The organism is Paucibacter sp. B51 (assembly GCF_027863535.1).
In the GTDB taxonomy this organism is placed as follows: Bacteria; Pseudomonadota; Gammaproteobacteria; order Burkholderiales; family Burkholderiaceae_C; genus Paucibacter_A; species Paucibacter_A aquatilis.
This window is the reverse complement of record NZ_JAPIVN010000001.1, coordinates 4,674,107-4,691,713: the sequence shown is the minus strand read 5'-3', so window position 1 is coordinate 4,691,713 and position 17,607 is coordinate 4,674,107. Positions and strand designations below refer to the sequence as shown.

Annotated in this window: 18 protein-coding genes; 10 read left to right on the top strand and 8 right to left on the bottom strand. The window is 65.5% G+C overall.

Annotated features, from left to right (window positions below):
- Positions 1-37: 37 nt before the first annotated feature.
- From OOB33_RS19790 to speD, 5 genes are read left to right on the top strand one after another with little or no spacing between them, the layout of a single operon-like run.
- Positions 38-1,351 (top strand): homoserine dehydrogenase, encoded by a 1,314-nt coding sequence (locus OOB33_RS19790; protein ID WP_271009893.1) that lies wholly within the window; start codon positions 38-40, stop codon positions 1,349-1,351.
- A 5-nt stretch (positions 1,352-1,356) separates the two neighbouring features.
- Positions 1,357-2,763 (top strand): threonine synthase, encoded by a 1,407-nt coding sequence (gene thrC, locus OOB33_RS19785; protein ID WP_271010087.1) that lies wholly within the window; start codon positions 1,357-1,359, stop codon positions 2,761-2,763.
- The gene (locus tag OOB33_RS19780; protein ID WP_271009892.1) at positions 2,756-4,015 is read left to right on the top strand and encodes a molybdopterin molybdotransferase MoeA; all 1,260 of its coding nucleotides are present in this window, start codon (positions 2,756-2,758) and stop codon (positions 4,013-4,015) included. Before thrC ends, OOB33_RS19780 begins: the two co-directional genes overlap by 8 nt.
- Positions 4,012-4,287, top strand: coding sequence for a MoaD/ThiS family protein (locus OOB33_RS19775; protein ID WP_263299859.1), 276 nt, complete (start codon positions 4,012-4,014; stop codon positions 4,285-4,287). The genes OOB33_RS19780 and OOB33_RS19775 overlap by 4 nt, the downstream gene beginning before the upstream one ends.
- Positions 4,288-4,302: 15 nt before the next feature.
- On the top strand, positions 4,303-4,674 hold the full coding sequence (gene speD / locus OOB33_RS19770) for an adenosylmethionine decarboxylase (RefSeq protein WP_271009891.1): 372 nt from the start codon (positions 4,303-4,305) through the stop codon (positions 4,672-4,674).
- 696 nt (positions 4,675-5,370) lie between these two features.
- Here the strand turns inward: speD and OOB33_RS19765 are convergent.
- Positions 5,371-5,901 (bottom strand): outer membrane beta-barrel protein, encoded by a 531-nt coding sequence (locus OOB33_RS19765; protein WP_171825902.1) that lies wholly within the window; start codon positions 5,899-5,901, stop codon positions 5,371-5,373.
- Positions 5,902-6,114: 213 nt separating this feature from the next.
- The gene (gene soxR, locus OOB33_RS19760; protein WP_271009890.1) at positions 6,115-6,699 is read right to left on the bottom strand and encodes a redox-sensitive transcriptional activator SoxR; all 585 of its coding nucleotides are present in this window, start codon (positions 6,697-6,699) and stop codon (positions 6,115-6,117) included.
- Positions 6,700-6,821: 122 nt separating this feature from the next.
- Between soxR and OOB33_RS19755 the strand changes: the two genes are divergently transcribed.
- Complete coding sequence (locus OOB33_RS19755) at positions 6,822-7,934, top strand: questin oxidase family protein (RefSeq protein WP_271009889.1); 1,113 nt, start codon at positions 6,822-6,824, stop codon at positions 7,932-7,934.
- A gap of 137 nt (positions 7,935-8,071) precedes the next feature.
- Here OOB33_RS19755 and OOB33_RS19750 read toward each other — a convergent pair whose 3' ends face one another.
- The 3 genes from OOB33_RS19750 to OOB33_RS19740 form a co-directional block, all read right to left on the bottom strand.
- Positions 8,072-8,611: an outer membrane beta-barrel protein gene (locus tag OOB33_RS19750; protein WP_102767259.1), complete on the bottom strand. Its 540-nt coding sequence runs from the start codon at positions 8,609-8,611 to the stop codon at positions 8,072-8,074.
- A gap of 146 nt (positions 8,612-8,757) precedes the next feature.
- Positions 8,758-10,407, bottom strand: a complete 1,650-nt coding sequence (locus OOB33_RS19745) for a flavin monoamine oxidase family protein (protein ID WP_271009888.1) — start codon at positions 10,405-10,407, stop codon at positions 8,758-8,760.
- Entirely contained in the window at positions 10,389-11,999 is a 1,611-nt protein-coding gene (locus OOB33_RS19740; protein WP_271009887.1) for a polyamine aminopropyltransferase, read from the bottom strand. The genes OOB33_RS19745 and OOB33_RS19740 overlap by 19 nt, the downstream gene beginning before the upstream one ends.
- 272 nt (positions 12,000-12,271) lie before the next feature.
- On the opposite strand from OOB33_RS19740, the gene OOB33_RS19735 reads away from it, so the two are divergent.
- Together OOB33_RS19735 and OOB33_RS19730 are read left to right on the top strand one after the other, a co-directional pair.
- Positions 12,272-12,919, top strand: coding sequence for a hypothetical protein (locus OOB33_RS19735; RefSeq protein WP_271009886.1), 648 nt, complete (start codon positions 12,272-12,274; stop codon positions 12,917-12,919).
- A 101-nt stretch (positions 12,920-13,020) separates the two neighbouring features.
- A complete protein-coding gene (locus OOB33_RS19730; RefSeq protein ID WP_102767255.1) occupies positions 13,021-13,383 on the top strand; it encodes a YkgJ family cysteine cluster protein in 363 nt (120 codons plus the stop codon).
- An 18-nt stretch (positions 13,384-13,401) separates the two neighbouring features.
- Here OOB33_RS19730 and OOB33_RS19725 read toward each other — a convergent pair whose 3' ends face one another.
- The 3 genes from OOB33_RS19725 to OOB33_RS19715 are packed head-to-tail and all read right to left on the bottom strand — an operon-like array spanning position 13,402 to position 16,412.
- On the bottom strand, positions 13,402-13,632 hold the full coding sequence (locus OOB33_RS19725; protein WP_102767254.1) for a DUF350 domain-containing protein: 231 nt from the start codon (positions 13,630-13,632) through the stop codon (positions 13,402-13,404).
- Positions 13,633-13,684: 52 nt separating this feature from the next.
- A complete protein-coding gene (locus tag OOB33_RS19720) occupies positions 13,685-15,340 on the bottom strand; it encodes a DUF4178 domain-containing protein (RefSeq protein WP_271009885.1) in 1,656 nt (551 codons plus the stop codon).
- A 16-nt stretch (positions 15,341-15,356) separates the two neighbouring features.
- Complete coding sequence (locus OOB33_RS19715) at positions 15,357-16,412, bottom strand: SPFH domain-containing protein (RefSeq protein ID WP_102767252.1); 1,056 nt, start codon at positions 16,410-16,412, stop codon at positions 15,357-15,359.
- A gap of 219 nt (positions 16,413-16,631) precedes the next feature.
- Here OOB33_RS19715 and OOB33_RS19710 point away from each other — a divergent pair, with 219 nt between their 5' ends.
- Positions 16,632-17,135, top strand: coding sequence for a molybdenum cofactor biosynthesis protein MoaE (locus tag OOB33_RS19710; RefSeq protein WP_102769517.1), 504 nt, complete (start codon positions 16,632-16,634; stop codon positions 17,133-17,135).
- Complete coding sequence (gene crcB / locus OOB33_RS19705; protein WP_102767251.1) at positions 17,132-17,533, top strand: fluoride efflux transporter CrcB; 402 nt, start codon at positions 17,132-17,134, stop codon at positions 17,531-17,533. The genes OOB33_RS19710 and crcB overlap by 4 nt, the downstream gene beginning before the upstream one ends.
- Positions 17,534-17,607 lie beyond the last annotated feature (74 nt).

The window sequence follows — 17,607 nt, the reverse complement described above, 5'->3', positions numbered from 1 at the left end:
TTTTCTTCGAAACGTGAACAGCAAAGTGACAGACAGCATGAAAGCGATCAAAGTCGGCCTCCTCGGCATTGGCACCGTGGGCAGTGGCACCTTCCATGTGCTGCGTCGCAATCAGGCGGAGATCAAGGGCCGCGCGGGCCGCGGCATCGAGGTCACCATGGTGTGCCGTCGTGACCTGGCCCAGGCGCGCCAGATCGTGGGCGATGCCGATGTGGCGGTCACCGCCGACCCCTTCGAGATCATCCGCAACCCCGAGATCGACATCGTGGTCGAAACCATCGGCGGCTGCGATCTGGCCCGCAGCCTGGTGCTGGAAGCCATCGCTCAGGGCAAGCATGTGGTCACCGCCAACAAGGCGCTGCTGGCCGTGCATGGCACCGAGATCTTTGCCGCTGCGCGCGCCAAGGGTGTGATGGTCGCGTTTGAAGCGGCTGTGGCCGGCGGCATCCCCATCATCAAGGCCTTGCGCGAAGGCCTGACCGCCAACCGCATCGAGTGGATCGCCGGCATCATCAACGGCACCACCAATTTCATCCTGTCCGAGATGCGCAGCAAGGGCCTGGACTTCGCCACCGTGCTGAAAGAAGCCCAGCGCCTGGGCTATGCCGAGGCCGACCCGACCTTTGACGTCGAAGGCGTGGACGCCGCCCACAAGCTGACGCTGATGAGCGCCATCGCCTTTGGCGTGCCGGTGCAGTTCGACAAAGCCCATGTGGAAGGCATCAGCCAGCTGCAGGCCGCCGACATCAAGTACGCCGAGCAGCTGGGCTACCGCATCAAGCTCCTGGGCCTGACCCGCCGCCGGGACAGCGGCATCGAGCTGCGCGTGCACCCGACCCTGGTGCCCATGAGCCGCCTGATTGCCAATGTTGAAGGCGCGATGAACGCCGTGGTGGTGCAGGGCGATGCCGTCGGCACCACGCTTTACTACGGCAAGGGCGCCGGCGCCGAGCCGACCGCCTCGGCCGTGATCGCCGATCTGGTGGACATCACCCGCCTGCACACCGCCGACCCCGACCACCGGGTGCCGCATCTGGCCTTCCAGCCCGACGCGATGAGCGACACCGCCATCCTGCCCATGGCCGAGGTGCTGACCAGCTATTACCTGCGCCTGCGCGTGGCCGATGAGGCCGGTGTGCTCTCGCGCATCACCACCATCCTGGCCGAGCATGACATCTCGATCGATGCCGTGTTGCAGCGCGAATCCAACGAGGGCGAGCGCCAGACCGACCTGATCATCCTGACCCACGAGACCCAGGAAGGCCGCATGAACCGAGCCCTGGCTCAGATGCAAGGTCTGAACACCGTGCTGGCGCCCATCGTGCGCCTGCGCAAGGAAGAATTGGCTTGACGAACATGCGATACATCAGCACCCGCGGCGACCAAACTGAGCGCCGCTTCTGCGACATCCTGCTGGAAGGCCTGGCGCCCGATGGCGGCCTCTACCTGCCCACGCATTACCCGCAGGTGGACGATGCCACGCTGACGCGTTGGCGCGGCCTGGCCTATGCCGATCTGGCCTTTGAGATCCTGTCGCTCTACATCGACGACATCCCGGCCGAAGACCTGCGCGCCATCACCCGCCGCACTTACACCGAGGCCGTGTTCGGCACGCCCGAGATCACGCCGCTCAAGACCCTGGAGCCGGGTCTGGCCCTGCAAGCCCTGTCCAACGGCCCGACCTTGGCCTTCAAGGACATGGCCATGCAGCTGCTGGGACAGCTCTTCGAGTACGAGCTGGGCCGGCGCGGCCAGACGCTCAACATTCTGGGCGCCACCTCGGGCGACACCGGCAGCGCGGCCGAGTACGCCATGCGCGGCAAGGCGGGTGTGAATGTCTTCATGCTCAGCCCCCATGGCCGCATGAGCCCCTTCCAGCAGGCGCAGATGTTCAGCCTGCAGGATGCCAACATCCACAACATCGCCATCGAGGGCGTGTTCGACGACTGCCAGGACATCGTCAAGGCGGTCAGCAATGACCTCGAATTCAAGCGCAAGTACCAGATCGGCACCGTCAATTCGATCAACTGGGCGCGTCTGCTGGCCCAGGTGGTGTACTACTTCGCCGGCTACTTTCAGGCCACGACGAGCAACACGGAGCGGGTCAGCTTCACCGTGCCCTCGGGCAATTTCGGCAATGTCTGCGCCGGCCATGTGGCGCGCATGATGGGCCTGCCGATTGCGCAGCTGGTGGTGGCCACCAACGAGAACGATGTGCTGGACGAGTTCTTCCGCACCGGCGTCTACCGCGTGCGCGGCAGTGCCGAGACGCACGAGACCTCAAGCCCGTCCATGGACATTTCCAAGGCCAGCAATTTCGAGCGCTTTGTCTTCGATCTGCTGGGTCGTGATGGTGCGCGTACCAAGGCCTTGTTCGGCGAGGCCATCGCCCGCGAAGGTCGCTTCCAGATCAGCGCCGGCGAGCATGCCGAAATTGCGCGTTTTGGCTTCCAGTCCGGCCGCAGCAGCCATGCCGACCGCCTGGCCACCATCCGTAGCACCCATGCACGCTATGGCGTGGTGGTGGACACCCACACGGCCGACGGCCTCAAGGTGGCACAGGAGCGCCGCGAGCCTGGCGTGACCATGCTGGTGCTGGAGACGGCTTTGCCGGTCAAGTTCGCCGCCACTATCGAAGAGGCGCTGGGCACCGCGCCGCCGCGGCCGGCCGGCCTGGAGCACATCGAGTCCCTGCCCAAACGGGTGGTGGTGATGCCGGTCGATGTGGCCGCCGTTCAGCGTTTCATCGAAGCCCATGTCTGAGCCTCTTGCCGCCAAGGCCAAACCGGCCATGCTGCCGCTGGACGAAGCCCTGGCTCGTTTGCTGGCAGCCGTTCAGCCATTGGGCCTGAGCGAAATGCTGCCCACGGCCGAGGCCCTGGGCCGGGTGCTGAGCCAGGACGTGGTGTCCTTGCTTGATGTGCCGCCCGCCGACAACTCGGCCATGGATGGCTATGCCTTTTGCGCGGCCGATGTGCGTGAGCCGGGCACAGTGTTGCCGGTGGCGCAGCGTGTGCCCGCCGGCGTGGTTGGTGCCGCACACCTGCCGGGCACGGCCGCGCGCATCTTCACCGGTGCGCAAGTGCCGGTGGGCGCCGACACCGTGCTGATGCAGGAGCAGTGCGAGGCTGTGCCGGGCGAGGGCCTGGGCGCTGTGCGTTTCTTGAGCGTGCCCGAGTTGGGCAATGCCATCCGTCGCCGCGGCGAGGATGTAGAGCGCGGCGCCACCGTGCTCTCGGTGGGCAGTCGTCTGGATCCGGCCGGCTTGGGCCTGGCCGCATCGGTGGGTGCTGCAAGCTTGAGCGTGGCCCAGCGTCCGCGTGTCGCGCTGTTCTCCACCGGCGATGAGCTGGTCATGCCCGGCGAGCCGCTGCGCCCCGGCGCCATCTACAACTCCAACCGCTTCACCCTGCGCGGCCTGCTGCAAGGCCTGGGTTGTGAGGTGCTGGACCTGGGCATCGTGCCCGACCGTCTGGATGCCACCCGTGCCGCTTTGCGCGATGCTGCAGCGCAGGCCGACCTCATCATTACTTCGGGCGGCGTCTCGGTTGGTGAGGAGGACCATCTGCGGCCGGCCGTGCAAGCGGAAGGCCAGCTGGAGCTCTGGCAGATCGCCATCAAGCCCGGCAAGCCCTTGGCCTTCGGTTCGGTGCGCCGAAATCACGATGGCGGTTCGGCGTGGTTCATCGGTCTGCCCGGTAATCCGGTCGCCAGCCTGGTCACCTTCTGCCTGCTGGTGCGGCCGGTGATCCTGCGCTTGCAGGGTGCCACCCGCTTGCATCCTCGTGCCTACGCCTTGCGCGCCGATTTCAACTGGCCCCGGGCCGACCGGCGCCAGGAGTTTCTGCGTGCCCGCCTCAATGAGGCGGGCGGCCTGGATCTGTTTGCCAACCAAAGCTCGGGCGTCCTCAGCTCGGCGGTTTGGGGCGACGGCTTGGTGGACAACCCCTCGGGTCGCAGCATCGCGCCCGGCGACACGGTGCGCTTTCTGCCGTTCAGCGAGTTGCTGTCATGAGCGAGGGCGTGGCCATGATTCAGGTGCAGCTGAAATTCTTCGCCTCGCTGCGTGAGCAACTGGGTTCGGGTGAGCGGCTGGAGATACCTGCGGGAACCAGCGTGGCGGCGCTCCGGGCCCAGCTCTGCGCCCGCTCTGCCGTGCATGCCGAAGCCTTGGCGCCCGGGCGTGCCGTGCGCTGCGCGCTGAACCAGCAGATGGTGGCCAGCGATTCGGCCGTCATCCCTGCCGATGCCGAGCTGGCCTTTTTCCCGCCAGTCACCGGCGGTTGAGTTGCTGAGGCTGCTGTGCAGGGCTTGCACCTGACTGCCGATCTGCGTGGCTGCGACCCGCAATCGCCTCTGATGCTGGACCCAGAGGCTCTCGGCCGCCTGTGCCGCGATGCCGTGCAAGCGGCAGGTCTGGGCGCCGTGGCTGAGTTGTTCCATCGTTTCGAGGTCGCGCCTGGCTGTGAGCAGAGCGGCATCACGGGCGTGGTGCTCCTGGCCGAATCTCATCTGGCCATCCACACCTGGCCCGAGTTGGGGGGTGTGACGCTCGATGTCTACGTCTGCAACCTCGTGGGCGACAACAGCGCTTCAGCGGAGCGCCTGATGCAACTGCTGTGCGACGCCTTTGCGCCCCGCGAGCGGCGAGAGCAGCGTCTGTTGCGAGGTTGAATCGGTTAGCTGGTATCGGCACATTGCGGACCTCTGTGGGGTTGTCGTTCTCGCTGCGGTGTCTCGTCCCGCCGCCGGGCTCATGGTTCGCGGGTCGGCTCTGCGAGCCGACTGCCCTCGCTGCTCACTGCGCGGCTCAGCGGCGCCAAACTCCCTCCGTTCGCTGCGCTCACTGTGGTCAAACAGGTGGCGCCGAGTCAGCGCTTGAAGCGCGCGGGTACGCGCGCCTGATCCGCTCCGCTGCGCCCTCGGCCGCGCACAAATCGCCCGGCGGCGGGCCGAGCCACCTTCGGAGTTGGCGTGTTCCACCGTGGATGAGGCACATCGACCGCGATGCAAGCGCCCTGCAGCCCGTGCCGCTGCCGGGCGATTTGTGCAGGGCCGAGCAGCACAGTGCCTCGGGGCGCGCACGTACCCGTGCGCTTCAAGTTCTGACTTGGCGCTTCTGTCTGAACGCAGCGAACGCAGGGAGCGGAGTGAGTTATGCGCCAGCCCCGAGGTGCGAGCAGCGCAGGGAAGTCGGCCCGCCAGGGCCGACCCCGGAACCACGAGCCCGGCGGCGGCACGGGCTGCAGGGCCTCACGAGCAAAACCAAAGGCTGCTTCGTGCCGTATTCAGCCCTTCACAATGCAGCTCGCCAACAAAAAAGCCCCGCGGCTGCGGGGCTTTTGATAGCTGCATTCAGATCGGTGAGGATCAGAAAGCGTAGTTCAGACCCAGGTTGAACTGGTGGATCTTGATTTCGACGCTGTCGGTGCCGTCGCTGATCTTGTTCTTGCCCAGGTTGGCGTACTCAGCACGCAGGCTCAGTGCCTTGTCGATTTGGTAGGCGCCGCCCAGGCCGAAGAATGCCTTGGTCTTGTGGATGGAGTAGGTTGCCTTGCCTTCGTCCAGGTCCAGGGAGTTGCGGCTCACGCCCAGGCGTGCGAACACCGAGAACTCATTGTTGATCGGGGCGATGCCCAGGGCGGAAATTTGCAGAGCGTTGGCCGACAGCTCATCGCCGTTTACTTTCCAGGAGCCCAGGCGGCGAGCCGAGGCTTCGAAAGCCACATTGGTGTTCAGTTGGTAGCCCACGGTGGCGCCGAAGCCAGTGCGGGTCGAGGACGTGCCCAGCAGCTTGAACTTGGTGGAGCCGACGTCGCCACCCACGTACCAGCTGTTGTCTGCGGCGCAAGCGGTGGTGGCGGCGAAGGCCAGAGCGGCCAGGGCAAAAATCTTCTTCATTGGAATACTGCTTTCTGTCTTGATTTCGAGGATCAGGTCACTACTCTCTCCCCCTCTGGAGAGAGGGGGCGCATCCTATCAAGGGTTTTCCCGATTCGTGGGCCGCTGTTGTTATCACCCATCAAGCCGCGAAGGGGAAGATTTCCCTGCGTGACTTCATGCCAGCGACATCGTTCTTGGTGGTCTTGGCCCAAGAAATGGGCAACTCTGATGTCAGTTGGAAGATCGGCGGCTGCCGCGCCGCGCTACTTTGTGTTGGCCTTGATCGGGCTGCGGCGCGACATCTCCCAGCAGGTAGCGGGCTCCTGGGCCTTGCCTCGCGGCCTGGTCGGCCGGGTTGTAGAGCGCGCATTTGCTCAGGGACAAGCAACCGCAACCGATGCATGAGCTCAGCGTGTCACGCAGGCGGCTGAGCTCGGCAATGCGCTGGTCCAGCAAGGGGCGCCAGGAGGAAGACAGTCGGGCCCAATCGGCCACCGTGGGCGTGCGTCCTTCCGGCAATTCGGCAAGCGCGGCGCGAATCTGATCCAGGCTCAGGCCCACGGCCTGGGCCGCACGCACAAAGGCCAGGCGACGCAGGTCGCTGCGTGCGTAGTGGCGCCGGCCGCTGTCGCTGCGCGTGCTTTGCAATAGCCCTGCGTCCTCGTAGAAGCGCAAGGCGCTGGCGGCCACACCGCTGCGCCGAACCAGCTCGCCGATGGGCAGGCGATCGCTTGCCGAAGGCGCGGCGGTTCGCGTTGTTTGGCTGGAACTGGATGCGGAATTGGGAGCAGGCGGTTTGCGGATGCGCATGTTCATGGATGGGGCTGCATTTGAATGCCCTTGCGGCATGCAGGGCCAAGCGACTGAAAGGGCTTGACTTCAAGTTTACTTGAACTTTGAGTATAGAGGCCTCTTCATTGCAGCCGAGGTCTCGCACCATGAACCTACATCCCGCACATCCCGCACATCCAGCCCATCAAGCACCAGGTGCTCTCTCGACTCTCGCCGCGCTGCATGCCAGCCTGGACCAAGTTCAGGACCATCCCCCCGAGTACGGCGATCAGCTCAGCAGCCACCTGCCCATGGCCGCGCATGCCTTGTATCAGCTCGGTGCAGAAGCGGAACAGCTTGAGGGCTTTGTGTCGACCTATGCAGCGCGTTTCGAAGGCCGACGTCTGGACGAGGCTGGCCAGGTATTGCCCGACTGGCGCGAGGCCCTGGGGCAGTTCGACGCTTTTGCCGATCTGCGTTGCAGCTTTGCCGAAGAGCTGGCCCGTCACGGGCGTGATGAACTGCTGGGCCAAGCCCTGCCGGTGTTGCTGCCCGGCATGTCGGCCGTGGCCTTTCACGGCCTGATTCGTACTGCACATGCGGTGGAGGGCGGCCATGATGGCGAACTGGCCTCGGCTTTGGCCTACTGGGCCTGCCGTTGGCAGACTTTGCCCCCGCCGCCATCACCCCCGCCATCACCACCGCCATCGGCCATGGCATCGCCCGCATCGCCACCTGGCAGGGCGATGGACTTGGCCGCGTGGTCGCAAGCCCTGGTGGACGGTGCGCGTGGCTGGCGCAGTGAGGCGCCGCTGATCTTCCTGCGCATGCAGGAGGCCAGTGCCACGCCTTTGTATGCGGAGCTGGCTCACGGCCTTGAGCCCGAATCTCTTTTGGCGCAGCGGGTGGCTCAGCTGGCCCATTTGGCCCTGGGCTACTACCTGGCCAGCGGCAATTTCACGGTCTTGCACATGATCACCGGCCTGCGCGCCTTGCGGGTGCTTCTGCCCTGGCTGCCCCAGCGCTTGCATGTGGATCCTGCGGTTCAACACCTGCTCGGGCAAGCCTTTGTGGCCGCCTATCTGGCGGGACGGGTGCAGGTTCGGCCGCAGGCGAATGAGGCCTCACCGCTTCTGTCATGGCCCGAGCTTGCGGCCGCCGCATGCGGTTCCAAGGACGATCACGCGATCAAGTTGGTGCATGCCTGTGGCGATGAAATGGCGGTGTATGGAGACCGCCGCTATGTGCAGGCCGCGGCCCTGGCTTTGCGTTCGGGATGAGGGCTTGGGCCCGGCCAGGCGAGGGAGCACGGTTTGCTTCTGCCAAAGCGAAAGCCCCGCAGCTGCGGGGCTTGTCACGATTCACACGGGCTGAGGCACTCGTGTCAGAGGTGACGAGGCCTCAGCTTGAATCAGGTTCAGAAGGCGTAGTTCACGCCCACATTGAACTGGTGCATCTTGACCGTCACGGTGTCGGCGCCCGAACCCAGCTTGTTGCTGCCCAGGTTCATGTACTCGCCACGCAGGCTGACGTTTTTGGCCAACTGGTAGCTGGCACCCAGGCCGAACAAGGCCTTGGTCTTGCGTTCCGTGCCGTTGTAGCCGCCTTCGGTCACGGTCAAGGAGTTGCGGCCCACGCCCAGACGGCCGTAGAGCGAGAACTCATTGGTGATCGGTGCGATGCCCAACACCGAAGCTTGCAGCGCATTGGCCTTGGCAGAGACGCTGCCTTCCTTCCAAGTGCCCAAACGACGCGCGCTCAGTTCAAAGGCGACGTTCGGGTTCAGGGTGTAGCCCAGGGTGGCGCCGAAGCCGGTCTTGGAGCCGGACTCTCCATCGACTTTGAATTTGCTCGAGCCGATGTCGGCGCCGATGTAGAAGTTGCTGTCTGTGCCAGGGGCAGCAGAGGCGGTACCAGCGATCAGGGCCAGGGCGGCGGCAGCGATGAATTTGTTCATGGTGTGGACTGCTTTCAAGGAAAAGTTGTGGTTCAAATCAAGCTCCCCCTCGGGAGATGCTTCGCACTCTAACCATCGCTTCACCGGGTGTCGCGTCCGCCTGTGCAAGTGCTGTCGAACTGCCGCTTGGTGCTGAAAATTGCTACCTAAGCTGATTTTCTTTGGTTGTTGGTGGTGAATTTTGCGACTGTCGTCGCCGTTTCATATCCCAGGGTGTAAGCCTCCTCGAACACGGAGTAGGCGGCCAGGTCGCTGTGGGCGAAGTGGATGCGCCCGGGCAAGTTCCGCAGCGCCCGCAGGGCCGATGAGCCCCGCAAGCCTGGGCTCGGAATGCTCATGGCATGGCCCCAGCGCACCAGGTCGGCGCGTTCCAGCTGGCTGGGCAGATCTGGATGAACAGCGCTCAATTCCGCCAGAACCTGGGTGAGCCAGTGCCGCCTGTCTGAGCGCAGCAACTCTCCGCGGCGAGCTTGAGGTAGCGCCCAGTAGGCGCTCAGCACGGTCGGGCCGCTCACCGGGCGAAGGCTTTGGTGCATGGCGTCGACATAGCCCAGCGCCTGGCTGCCGTAAATGACGTTGTCCCAGGAGGGCGGGGCGCCCAGGCGCTGCAGCAGCGGCTGCTTGAGCTGCAGATTGGCCACCAGCCAGGGCGCGTGGGTTTGCTGGGCGACCACTTCATCGAGCGCGGCAAGACCAGGGCCCAGCAGGCGCTGGGCCATGAACAAGGGCGTGGCCAGCACCAGCTGCTGGCACTGCCAGCCTTCCTCGCGTTGCAGGCCTTCATTCCAGACGCGCAGGCTGATGTCGTGCTTGCCGGCTTCGATGCGCAGTACCGTGCGACCGGCATGGATGCGCTCACGCAAAGGTGCGCCCATCGCCTCGGTGAGGAAGGCATTGCCTTGCGGCCAGGTCAGCACCGGTTCCCGCTCGATGCTGTCGGCGCCTGGCGCATGAAAGCCATGGCGGCTGGCAAAGTAGTGCAGACCGGCCCAGGCCGAAACTCCCTCGCTGGACGTGCCGTAGTCATCGCGGCAGCAATAGTCGAGGTACCAGCGCAGCGTGGGCTCGTTCAGGCCTTGAGCGTGGAGCCAGGCCGCAAAGCTCTGGCTGTCGAGTGCCGCATGGGCTGGCGTCCAGGGCGCGCGATGGCTGGGCATGGCAAAACCCAGCTCGCGCTGTGCGTGCTCCACCGCCTGCTCGAAGCGGCGCAGCTGGGCCAGGGCATTCGGGCTGGGCTCGGGAGGGAGCAGGCCTTCGTGCCACTGGCCCTCGAAGAACAGGCGCTCCTGCGGGCTGTGGCAGAGGTAACGCTCGTCCCAGACGGCGCGGCCCAGCTCCTGGCGAACCAGCCCCAGCTGCTCCAGCAACTGGTAGACCTCGTGAGACTGAGGCCCCGGCAGCGGCAGGTAATGCGCGCCCATAGGGCAGGCCATGCCGCCCATGCGATGGCCGCGGCTGTTGCCGCCGACCTGGTCTTCCAGCTCCAGCAGGGCGAAGTCGTCCAGGCCCGCCTGGCTCAGGCCGCGCGCGCAGGCCAGGCCGGCGATGCCGCCGCCGACGATGAGCACCTGGCGGCGCTGCAGAGGCAGGGCTGGCGCGCTCTGAGCCGCAGGGAGGGGCCCACGCAGGCGGTGGCCACGCTCGGCGCTGGCGCCCAGCCAAACGCCGGGCAGCTGGGCCAGCTCTGCCTGTTGGGCTTCGCAGCCCGCCAGCAGCAGCGAGGCGCCTGCGCCTGCACCGGCGGCTGCTTGCAGGAACTCGCGCCGACTCCAGTCCATCAATGCACCTTGCCCCATTCGGCCTCGAACTCATGGACCAGGATCTGGTTGGACAGACGGTTGATCTCGGTGGGCACACGGGCCATATCGGGCGGAAAGTCCAGCAGCGCCGGCAGGCCGCCGAGGCTCAGGAATCGCAAGCCCTCGGGCAGTTGTCTCGGCAGGGCCCAGGGACGGCGGCCGGCCAGCACAAAGCCCCATTCACCGAAGCTGGGTACATGGGCGTGGTAGGGCGTGGTGCTCAAGCCAGCCGACTCCAGGGTGCTTACCACGGTCCAGAAGCTGCGACGGGCAATCAGGGGCGAGGTGGTTTGCACCACGGCATAGCCACCCGCGTTGAGGCGTTGATCGATCAGGCGGTAGAAGCTGCTGCTGTAGAGCTTGCCCAGCGAGAAGTTGCTGGGGTCTGGGAAGTCGATCACGATCACATCGAAGCGCTCGTCGGGCGGTTGCTGCTCCAGCCAGCCAAAGGCATCGGTGTTGACGATGCGCAGCTTGGGGCTGAGCAGGGCATCGCGGTTGAGCTGGCGCAGCAGGGGCAGGGTGGAGAACAGCCGGGTCATGTGCGGGTCCAGCTCGACCAGGGTCACCTGCTCAACGCTGGGGTAGCGCAGCACTTCGCGCACGGCCATGCCATCCCCGCCGCCCAGCACCAGCACCCGTTTGGGCGCGCCGTGGCCGGCCATGGCGGGGTGGACCAGGGCTTCGTGGTAACGGTATTCGTCGCGCGAATGGAACTGCAGATTGCCGTTCAGGAACAAGCGCGTGCCGGCCTGGCCCGAGGTCACCACCACGCGCTGGTAGTCGCTGCTCTCGCGCACGATGATGTGCTCGCCGTAGAAGCGGTCCTCCGCCCAGGTGTTGAGCCGCTCGGCCATCAACATGCCCAGCACGAGAAGCAGCACGCTCAGCCCACAGGCCAGGGCGTGGCTGCGCCAGGCGCGCAGCTCGCTGCGAAAGAGAAACAGGGCCCAGACCGCCACGCCCACATTGAGCAGGCCGAAGAACAAGCCCGTGCGCACCAGGCCCAGATGCGGCACCAGCAGCAGCGGGAAGGCCAGGGCCACGACCAGGGCGCCGAGGTAGTCGAAGGTCAGTACCTGGGATACCAGATCGCGCAAGGCATAGCGGTGGCGGAACTGCTTCTTGAGGATGCGCATCACCAGCGGGATCTCCAGGCCCACCAGGGCGCCGACCAGCAGCACCAGGCCGTACAGCAGCACCCGGAAGGCCGCCTGTTGCCCGGGCGGCAGCAGGCTGTGAGCCAGGAACAGGGCGGCCGGCATCAGGCCGCCGATCAAGCCCACCAGCAGCTCGATCTTCAGGAACTGCGCCACCAGCTGACGCTCGACGTAGCGGCTCAGCCAGGAACCCAGGCCCATGGCGAAGAGGTAGGTGCCGATGATGGTGGAGAACTGCAGCACCGAATCACCGAGCAGATAACTGGCCAGCGCCCCGGCAGCCAGCTCGTAGACCAGGCCGCAGGCCGCCACCACAAACACGCTGACCAGCAGCAGCACTTCGTGCAGGGAGATGCGCCCGGCCTCAGCCGAGTCTGGGCTGGCAGGCTCGGTCGTTTCGGCGGGCGAAGGAGGTGGCGTGAGGCTCATGGAGTCCAGGGCTCTTTTTTCGGGTGCTGCATTGTGGCCGCTGCGCCGCGGCTGATTCGGTGCAGGGCGCTTCTGGGTGGCTCCGGGCCTGGCGAGTTGCTGTTGCAAATCTGCAGCAGTCGGCCCGCCCTTGATTTGAGGGGGTTGGGCAAGGATGGGTGGCGCGAGTGTGAACTGCGTCACCGCGGCTTCCGGGTGGGCCCGGATTTTGCGCTGACACTGGTTTCATTCCACAGCCACGACACCAGGACCTTTCGATGAAGACCCAGACCATGAACGCTTGGACCCGCTGCGCCGCCCTCTTGAGCTTGTTGGGCGCTGGTGTGGCGCAAGCCGGCATCGTCAGCAACGGCGGTTTTGAGAGCCAGACCGGCAGCAATGCCAATGGCTATTGCTACACCAGTTCTGCGGGCTGCGCTTTTGCCGGTTGGAGCAGCACGGGCAACGGCACCGTGGTCATTGGCGCCAACAGCAGTGCCTGGGGCACGCCCAGCAGCCTGGGCAACGCCAGCGGCAATCTGGGCAGCTTTGTGCTCGGGTTGCAAGGCAATGGCGCCAACATTTCGCAAACCTTGAACCTGGCCACGGCCAGTCTGGTGGAACTGAGCTGGTTCGACGCCGGTCGCAGCAACTGGTCGGGCCTGCAAAGCTACAGCGTCTACTTTGCCGGCACCGAGCTCGGTACTTTCTCTACCCAGGCCGGTCAGGCTTGGCGCCAGCATCAGCTGAGCTTCACCGCCAGCGGCTCGGGTCTGCTGGAGTTCCGCAGTCTGAACCTGGGCAGCTATGACCGCACCAGCTTCATCAACGGCGTGCAAGCCACGGCCAGCCAGGTTCCGGAGCCGCAGTCGCTGGCGCTGGCCCTGACCGCACTGGCGGTCTTGGGCCTGACGCGTGCTCGTCGTCATCGCGGCCTCTGAGTCGGCGCGGCGCGCCATGCCGCAGGCGCTCTTGGGCAAGAGGGATTGGCAGAGTTTGCAAAAATACTGGCTGTCTGTTCGCTTCCTGTTACTTGATCGCGATGAGCCAGGCCCCTTCCTGCAACCCGCCCCATTCGTCCTCTGTTCCTATCCCTGCGGCCTCCCAGCACACCAGCCCGTGCCAGGCGTGCGGCGCGTGTTGTGCGTTTTTTCGCGTCTCGTTCTACTGGGCCGAGGCAGCCGAGTTGAACGCACGATGGGTGGAGCCACTCACGCCCCACCTGAGCTGCATGGCCGGCACCAATCGCAAATCCCCGCGCTGTGAAGCGCTGGGTGGGCAGGTCGGCCAGCATGTGGCGTGCAGCATCTATGCCCAGCGCCCCAGCCCCTGCCACGAGTTGCAGGCCGGCGATGAGAAGTGCCAGCGTGCCCGCGCCGCGCATGGCTTGCCGCCGCTGGCCTGAGGCTTGGGGCGACGGCGCTCAGCCGTGGATGGCCGCCGCGACGATCTGACCGATCGAGATGCACATCGCGCCCACCACAATGGCCAGGGCGATGTTTTTGTGCTCGACGATTTCTTCCCAGAGCTTGTAGGGGGTGAGCTTGTCGATGATGACGAAGCTGATCCAGAAGACCAGCACGCCGATCAGGGCGTAGAGGATGGAGCCCAGCACGATGCCGGGCTTGAGCCATTCGAAAGCGCTGTGGTCCATGATGTGGATCTCCTCAAATCTTGCGTGAACGGGTTGTGGCCTGGACGTTTGGCTATTTGTGGCCGCCGCCACCGCTGCTGTAGCCGCCGTAGGAGCCGCCATAGCTGCCGCCGCTTGTTCCGTAACGGGCGCCGCTGGATTTGCGGCATTGCTGGTACTCGCTGCTGGCTTCGCCGTAGCTGTCCTTGTAGGCCTGGCAATCGTCGCTGCTGCAGGCGCGCAGCAGCAAGACCAGGATCAGCAGGATGAAAAAGGCGATGACGATCTTGCGCAAGAGGCCGCCGCCGTCGCTGAGGCTGCTGGCATCGCGGCCCAGAGCCGCAGCGCGCTCGGGCGCCAGCTTGAAGGCCCGCGCCACCACGGCGGCATCGAGCTTGCGCCCGAGGCTCCAGACGACTTCGTTCTCGGTCTGTTCGCGGCTGAGCAGCATCTGCCGGGCTTCGCCCTGGCCTTCGTAGTCGCTGACCAGGGTACGTTGGTCGCGGCTGACCTGCCAATAGAACTCACCCAGCACATAAGTGACCTTGGCCTGATAGGTCCAGCGCTTCTTGTAGCTCTTGCCACCCCAATCGATGCGATCTCCGCGGCTGCTGACGGGTGCGCCGGTCAGGGGCCGCACCAGGCTCCAGCCCTCTTCGGTGTCGACCAGAAAGGCGAAGCCCTCGATCTTGTTGTAGAGCAGGTACTCGCGCCAAAAGGTCTGCTCGTCCTCGCTGCTCTCGGGCAGGTCGCAGCGCTCCTGGTAGCCCACCACCTGCCAGGTGATGGCCTGGCCGGTCTCGGTCTGCAGCATGCCGGTGCTGCCCAGGCGCAGCTGCGGCTCCATGCCATTGTTCTGGGCATAGTGTTCGAGATCGGCCCCGGCGCCCTGCGAGATATCCACCACCGCATGGCATTGGCCGCAGACGATGGAGCGGGTGCTGCTGAGGCTGGGCGTCAAGGCGGCGCCGCAGCTGGGGCATTCCAGGCTGCGCGATTTCAGGTCTTTGTTGTTGAGGTCGTCGCGCAGGCCTTGCATGGCCATGGCGTCCAGCCGGATCGATCGGCCGATCGACCAGATCGGTGCCGCGTTGCTGGATGCGAGTCCTGGGCTGAAGTCGAGGCTGCCGACTTCGTTGCCGGGCCCGCGCAGCTCGGCCACCAGGTACTGGCGCTCCGCTCCGAGCTGGGGTGGGCGTGGCAGCTCACCCTGGGCGGCACGCAGGTGACAGCGGGTGACGGCCGCCACTGTCCAGCGCTGGTCGGCCAGTTGCAAGCTGCGGTCAAGAATCAGTTCCTGTGCCTTGGGGGCGGCTTCCGGCAGAGGCGCCTCGAAGGCCATGACATAACTGCCATTGTCCTCGGCCAGCCAGCCCGAGCGTGGCCCGGCCGGTCCGCCATCGAACAGCACATGCCATTCGTTCCAGCTGCCCTCGGCATAGGCGATCTGCTGTCGGCCGACGACGGTGAAGGGCGCGCCGGCATAGCGGCCGCTGGCGCCGATCTGAAGCGGCGAATAGTCCTCGATCAGCTCGGCGCTGATGCCGATCTTGCGCAGGGCCTCGCCCTCGCGCAGCAGGCTGCTGCGGCAATAGCTGCAGACGGCGCTGGCAGAGGCCGCCGAGGCGAACTCCACCGTGGCGCCGCAGTTGGGGCAGGCAGCTTGCCAGCGGCGCTGAGGAGCGCCACTGGCGGAGGAGCCGGAAGGAGGCGAGGTGTCCGATGCCAAGGCGCGCGCTGCTTCCTCAGCCCAGCTTCTTGAGCAGGTCGGCCTTCTTGGCGGCGAACTCTTCGTCGGTCAGGATGCCCTTGGTCTTCAAGTCGCCGAGCTTCTCCAGCAGCTGCATGATGTCCTCGGCGCTTTGCACCACGGGCGCCGCAGCAGCCACAGCGGCCGCGGCCACGGGTGCTGCTGCAGCCGCCAGGCCGCCTTGCAGCTGTTGGGCCAAGACCTGACCCATGGCCAGGCCGGCGCCCAGGCCCATGGCGTCGCCCGCGACACCGCCGCCGCCGCCCTGGCCCACGCCTTCGGCCAGCTTGGGGATGGCTTGAGCGGTCTGGTACTGCATGAACTGGCCCATGTTCTGGCCGATCATGCCCATGCCGATCTTCTGGTCGAGGATCTTCTGCAGCTCTTCCGGCAGGGAGACGTTCTGCAGCGTCACGCCCTCCAGCTTCAGGCCGATCTTTTCAAACTCGGGCGCGGTGGCGGTTTGCAGCTGGCGCGCAAACTCGATCTGGTTGGCCGCCAGATCCAGGAAGGGGATGCCGCTTTGGGCCACCGCATCGCTGATGTGTTGCAGCATCAGGCCGCGCAGTTGGCCGTCCAGATCCTGCACGGTGTAGCGCTCGCGCGTGCCGGAGATCTCGGTGTGGAAGAGTTTCGCATCGGCCACCCGGTAGACGAAATTGCCGAAGGCGCGCAGGCGCACGGCACCAAAGTCCTTGTCGCGGATGGTCACCGGCTGCTGTGTGCCCCAGCGCTGGTCCACCTGCTGGCGGGTGCTGAAGAAGTAGACGTCACTCTTGAAGGGCGATTCGAAGAGCTTGTCCCAGTTCTTCAGATAGGTCAGCACCGGCAGGGTCTGGGTGTTCAGGGTGTGGGTTCCAGGCCCAAAGACATCGGCGACCTTGCCTTCGTTGACGAACACGGCCAGCTGCGACTCGCGCACCGTCAGCGAGGCGCCGTACTGGATTTCCATATCGGCCATGGGGAAGCGCCAGGCCAGCGTGCCGTCTCCATCCTCCGTCCACTGGAGGATGTCTATGAACTGCTTCTTGATGAAATCCATCAGGCCCATGGCCGCGTCTCCTTGTTGTCAGCCCGATCCCATGCAGCCGGCGCCAGCACATCACCGATGTGCTGGCATCGAAGCTCTGGCTTCGATGCAAACCGACCGCGCTTGCCGGGCAGTATGCGACAAAGTACCAATGCCTCCGGGCTCGCCCCCGGGTCAAATTCACCGTCGATCCCCAAGCTGGATGTGATATCTCCAGTGGCCGATGACACAATCCGCGCCATGACAGTCAGCCCCACTCGTGTCCGCATCCAGACGGAAGATTTTGACTTGAGCCAGGAAGCGGCCGCCTTGCGCGCGGGCGATGGGCGCACAGGCGCGGTGGTCAGCTTTCTGGGCACGGTGCGAGATGTCGGCGGCGAGGGGCCGGCCATCGAGGCCATGGAGCTCGAGCATTACCCCGGCATGACCGAGGCCAGCATCGAAGCCATGATTGAGGCGGCATTGCAGCGCTTCGACATCCACGAGGCCCGCGTGATCCACCGGGTTGGCCGCCTGGCGGCCTTGGATCAGATCGTGCTGGTGCTGGTCAGCGCCCGCCACCGCGGCCAGGCCTTTCAGGCCTGTGAGTTCTTGATGGACTACCTCAAGACTCAGGCGCCGTTCTGGAAGAAGGAATACACGGCCGAGGGCGGCCACTGGGTCGACGCCCGCGAAGCGGACGATGCGGCGCTGGCTCGCTGGGGCATTCAGGTGGCCGGCAATACGGCGGGTTCGACTCTGTGAGCGGCCTGCCTGTGGGGCTGGCCCAGGGTGCCGCCGTTGCCGGTGGTGCTGCTTTGGGCGCGCTCTGCCGCTGGGTCGCCGGCGTTTACTTCAACAGCAGCTACGCCGGTTTCCCGCTCGGCACCTTGCTGGTCAATCTGGTCGGCGGCCTGCTCATCGGCATGGCGCTGGAATGGTTCGGCCGCACGCCGGATGAGTTCCTGCGCCTGCTGCTGGTCACCGGCTTTCTCGGTGGCTTGACCACCTTCTCGGCCTTTTCGGGTGAATCGCTGGGGCTGTTGCAGCGGGGCGAGATGGGGATGGCCTTGCTGCACGCCGCAGCCCATGTGCTGGGCTCGCTGGCGTGTGCGGCGCTGGGTATGAGGCTGATTCGCTTGTGGCTGGCGATGGGTGCTTGATGTCGCGAGCAGGGCAGGGGCGAAGAACGAGGTCATGAGTTGCTGGCTCGACGGCGCCCCCGGCCAGCCGGGTG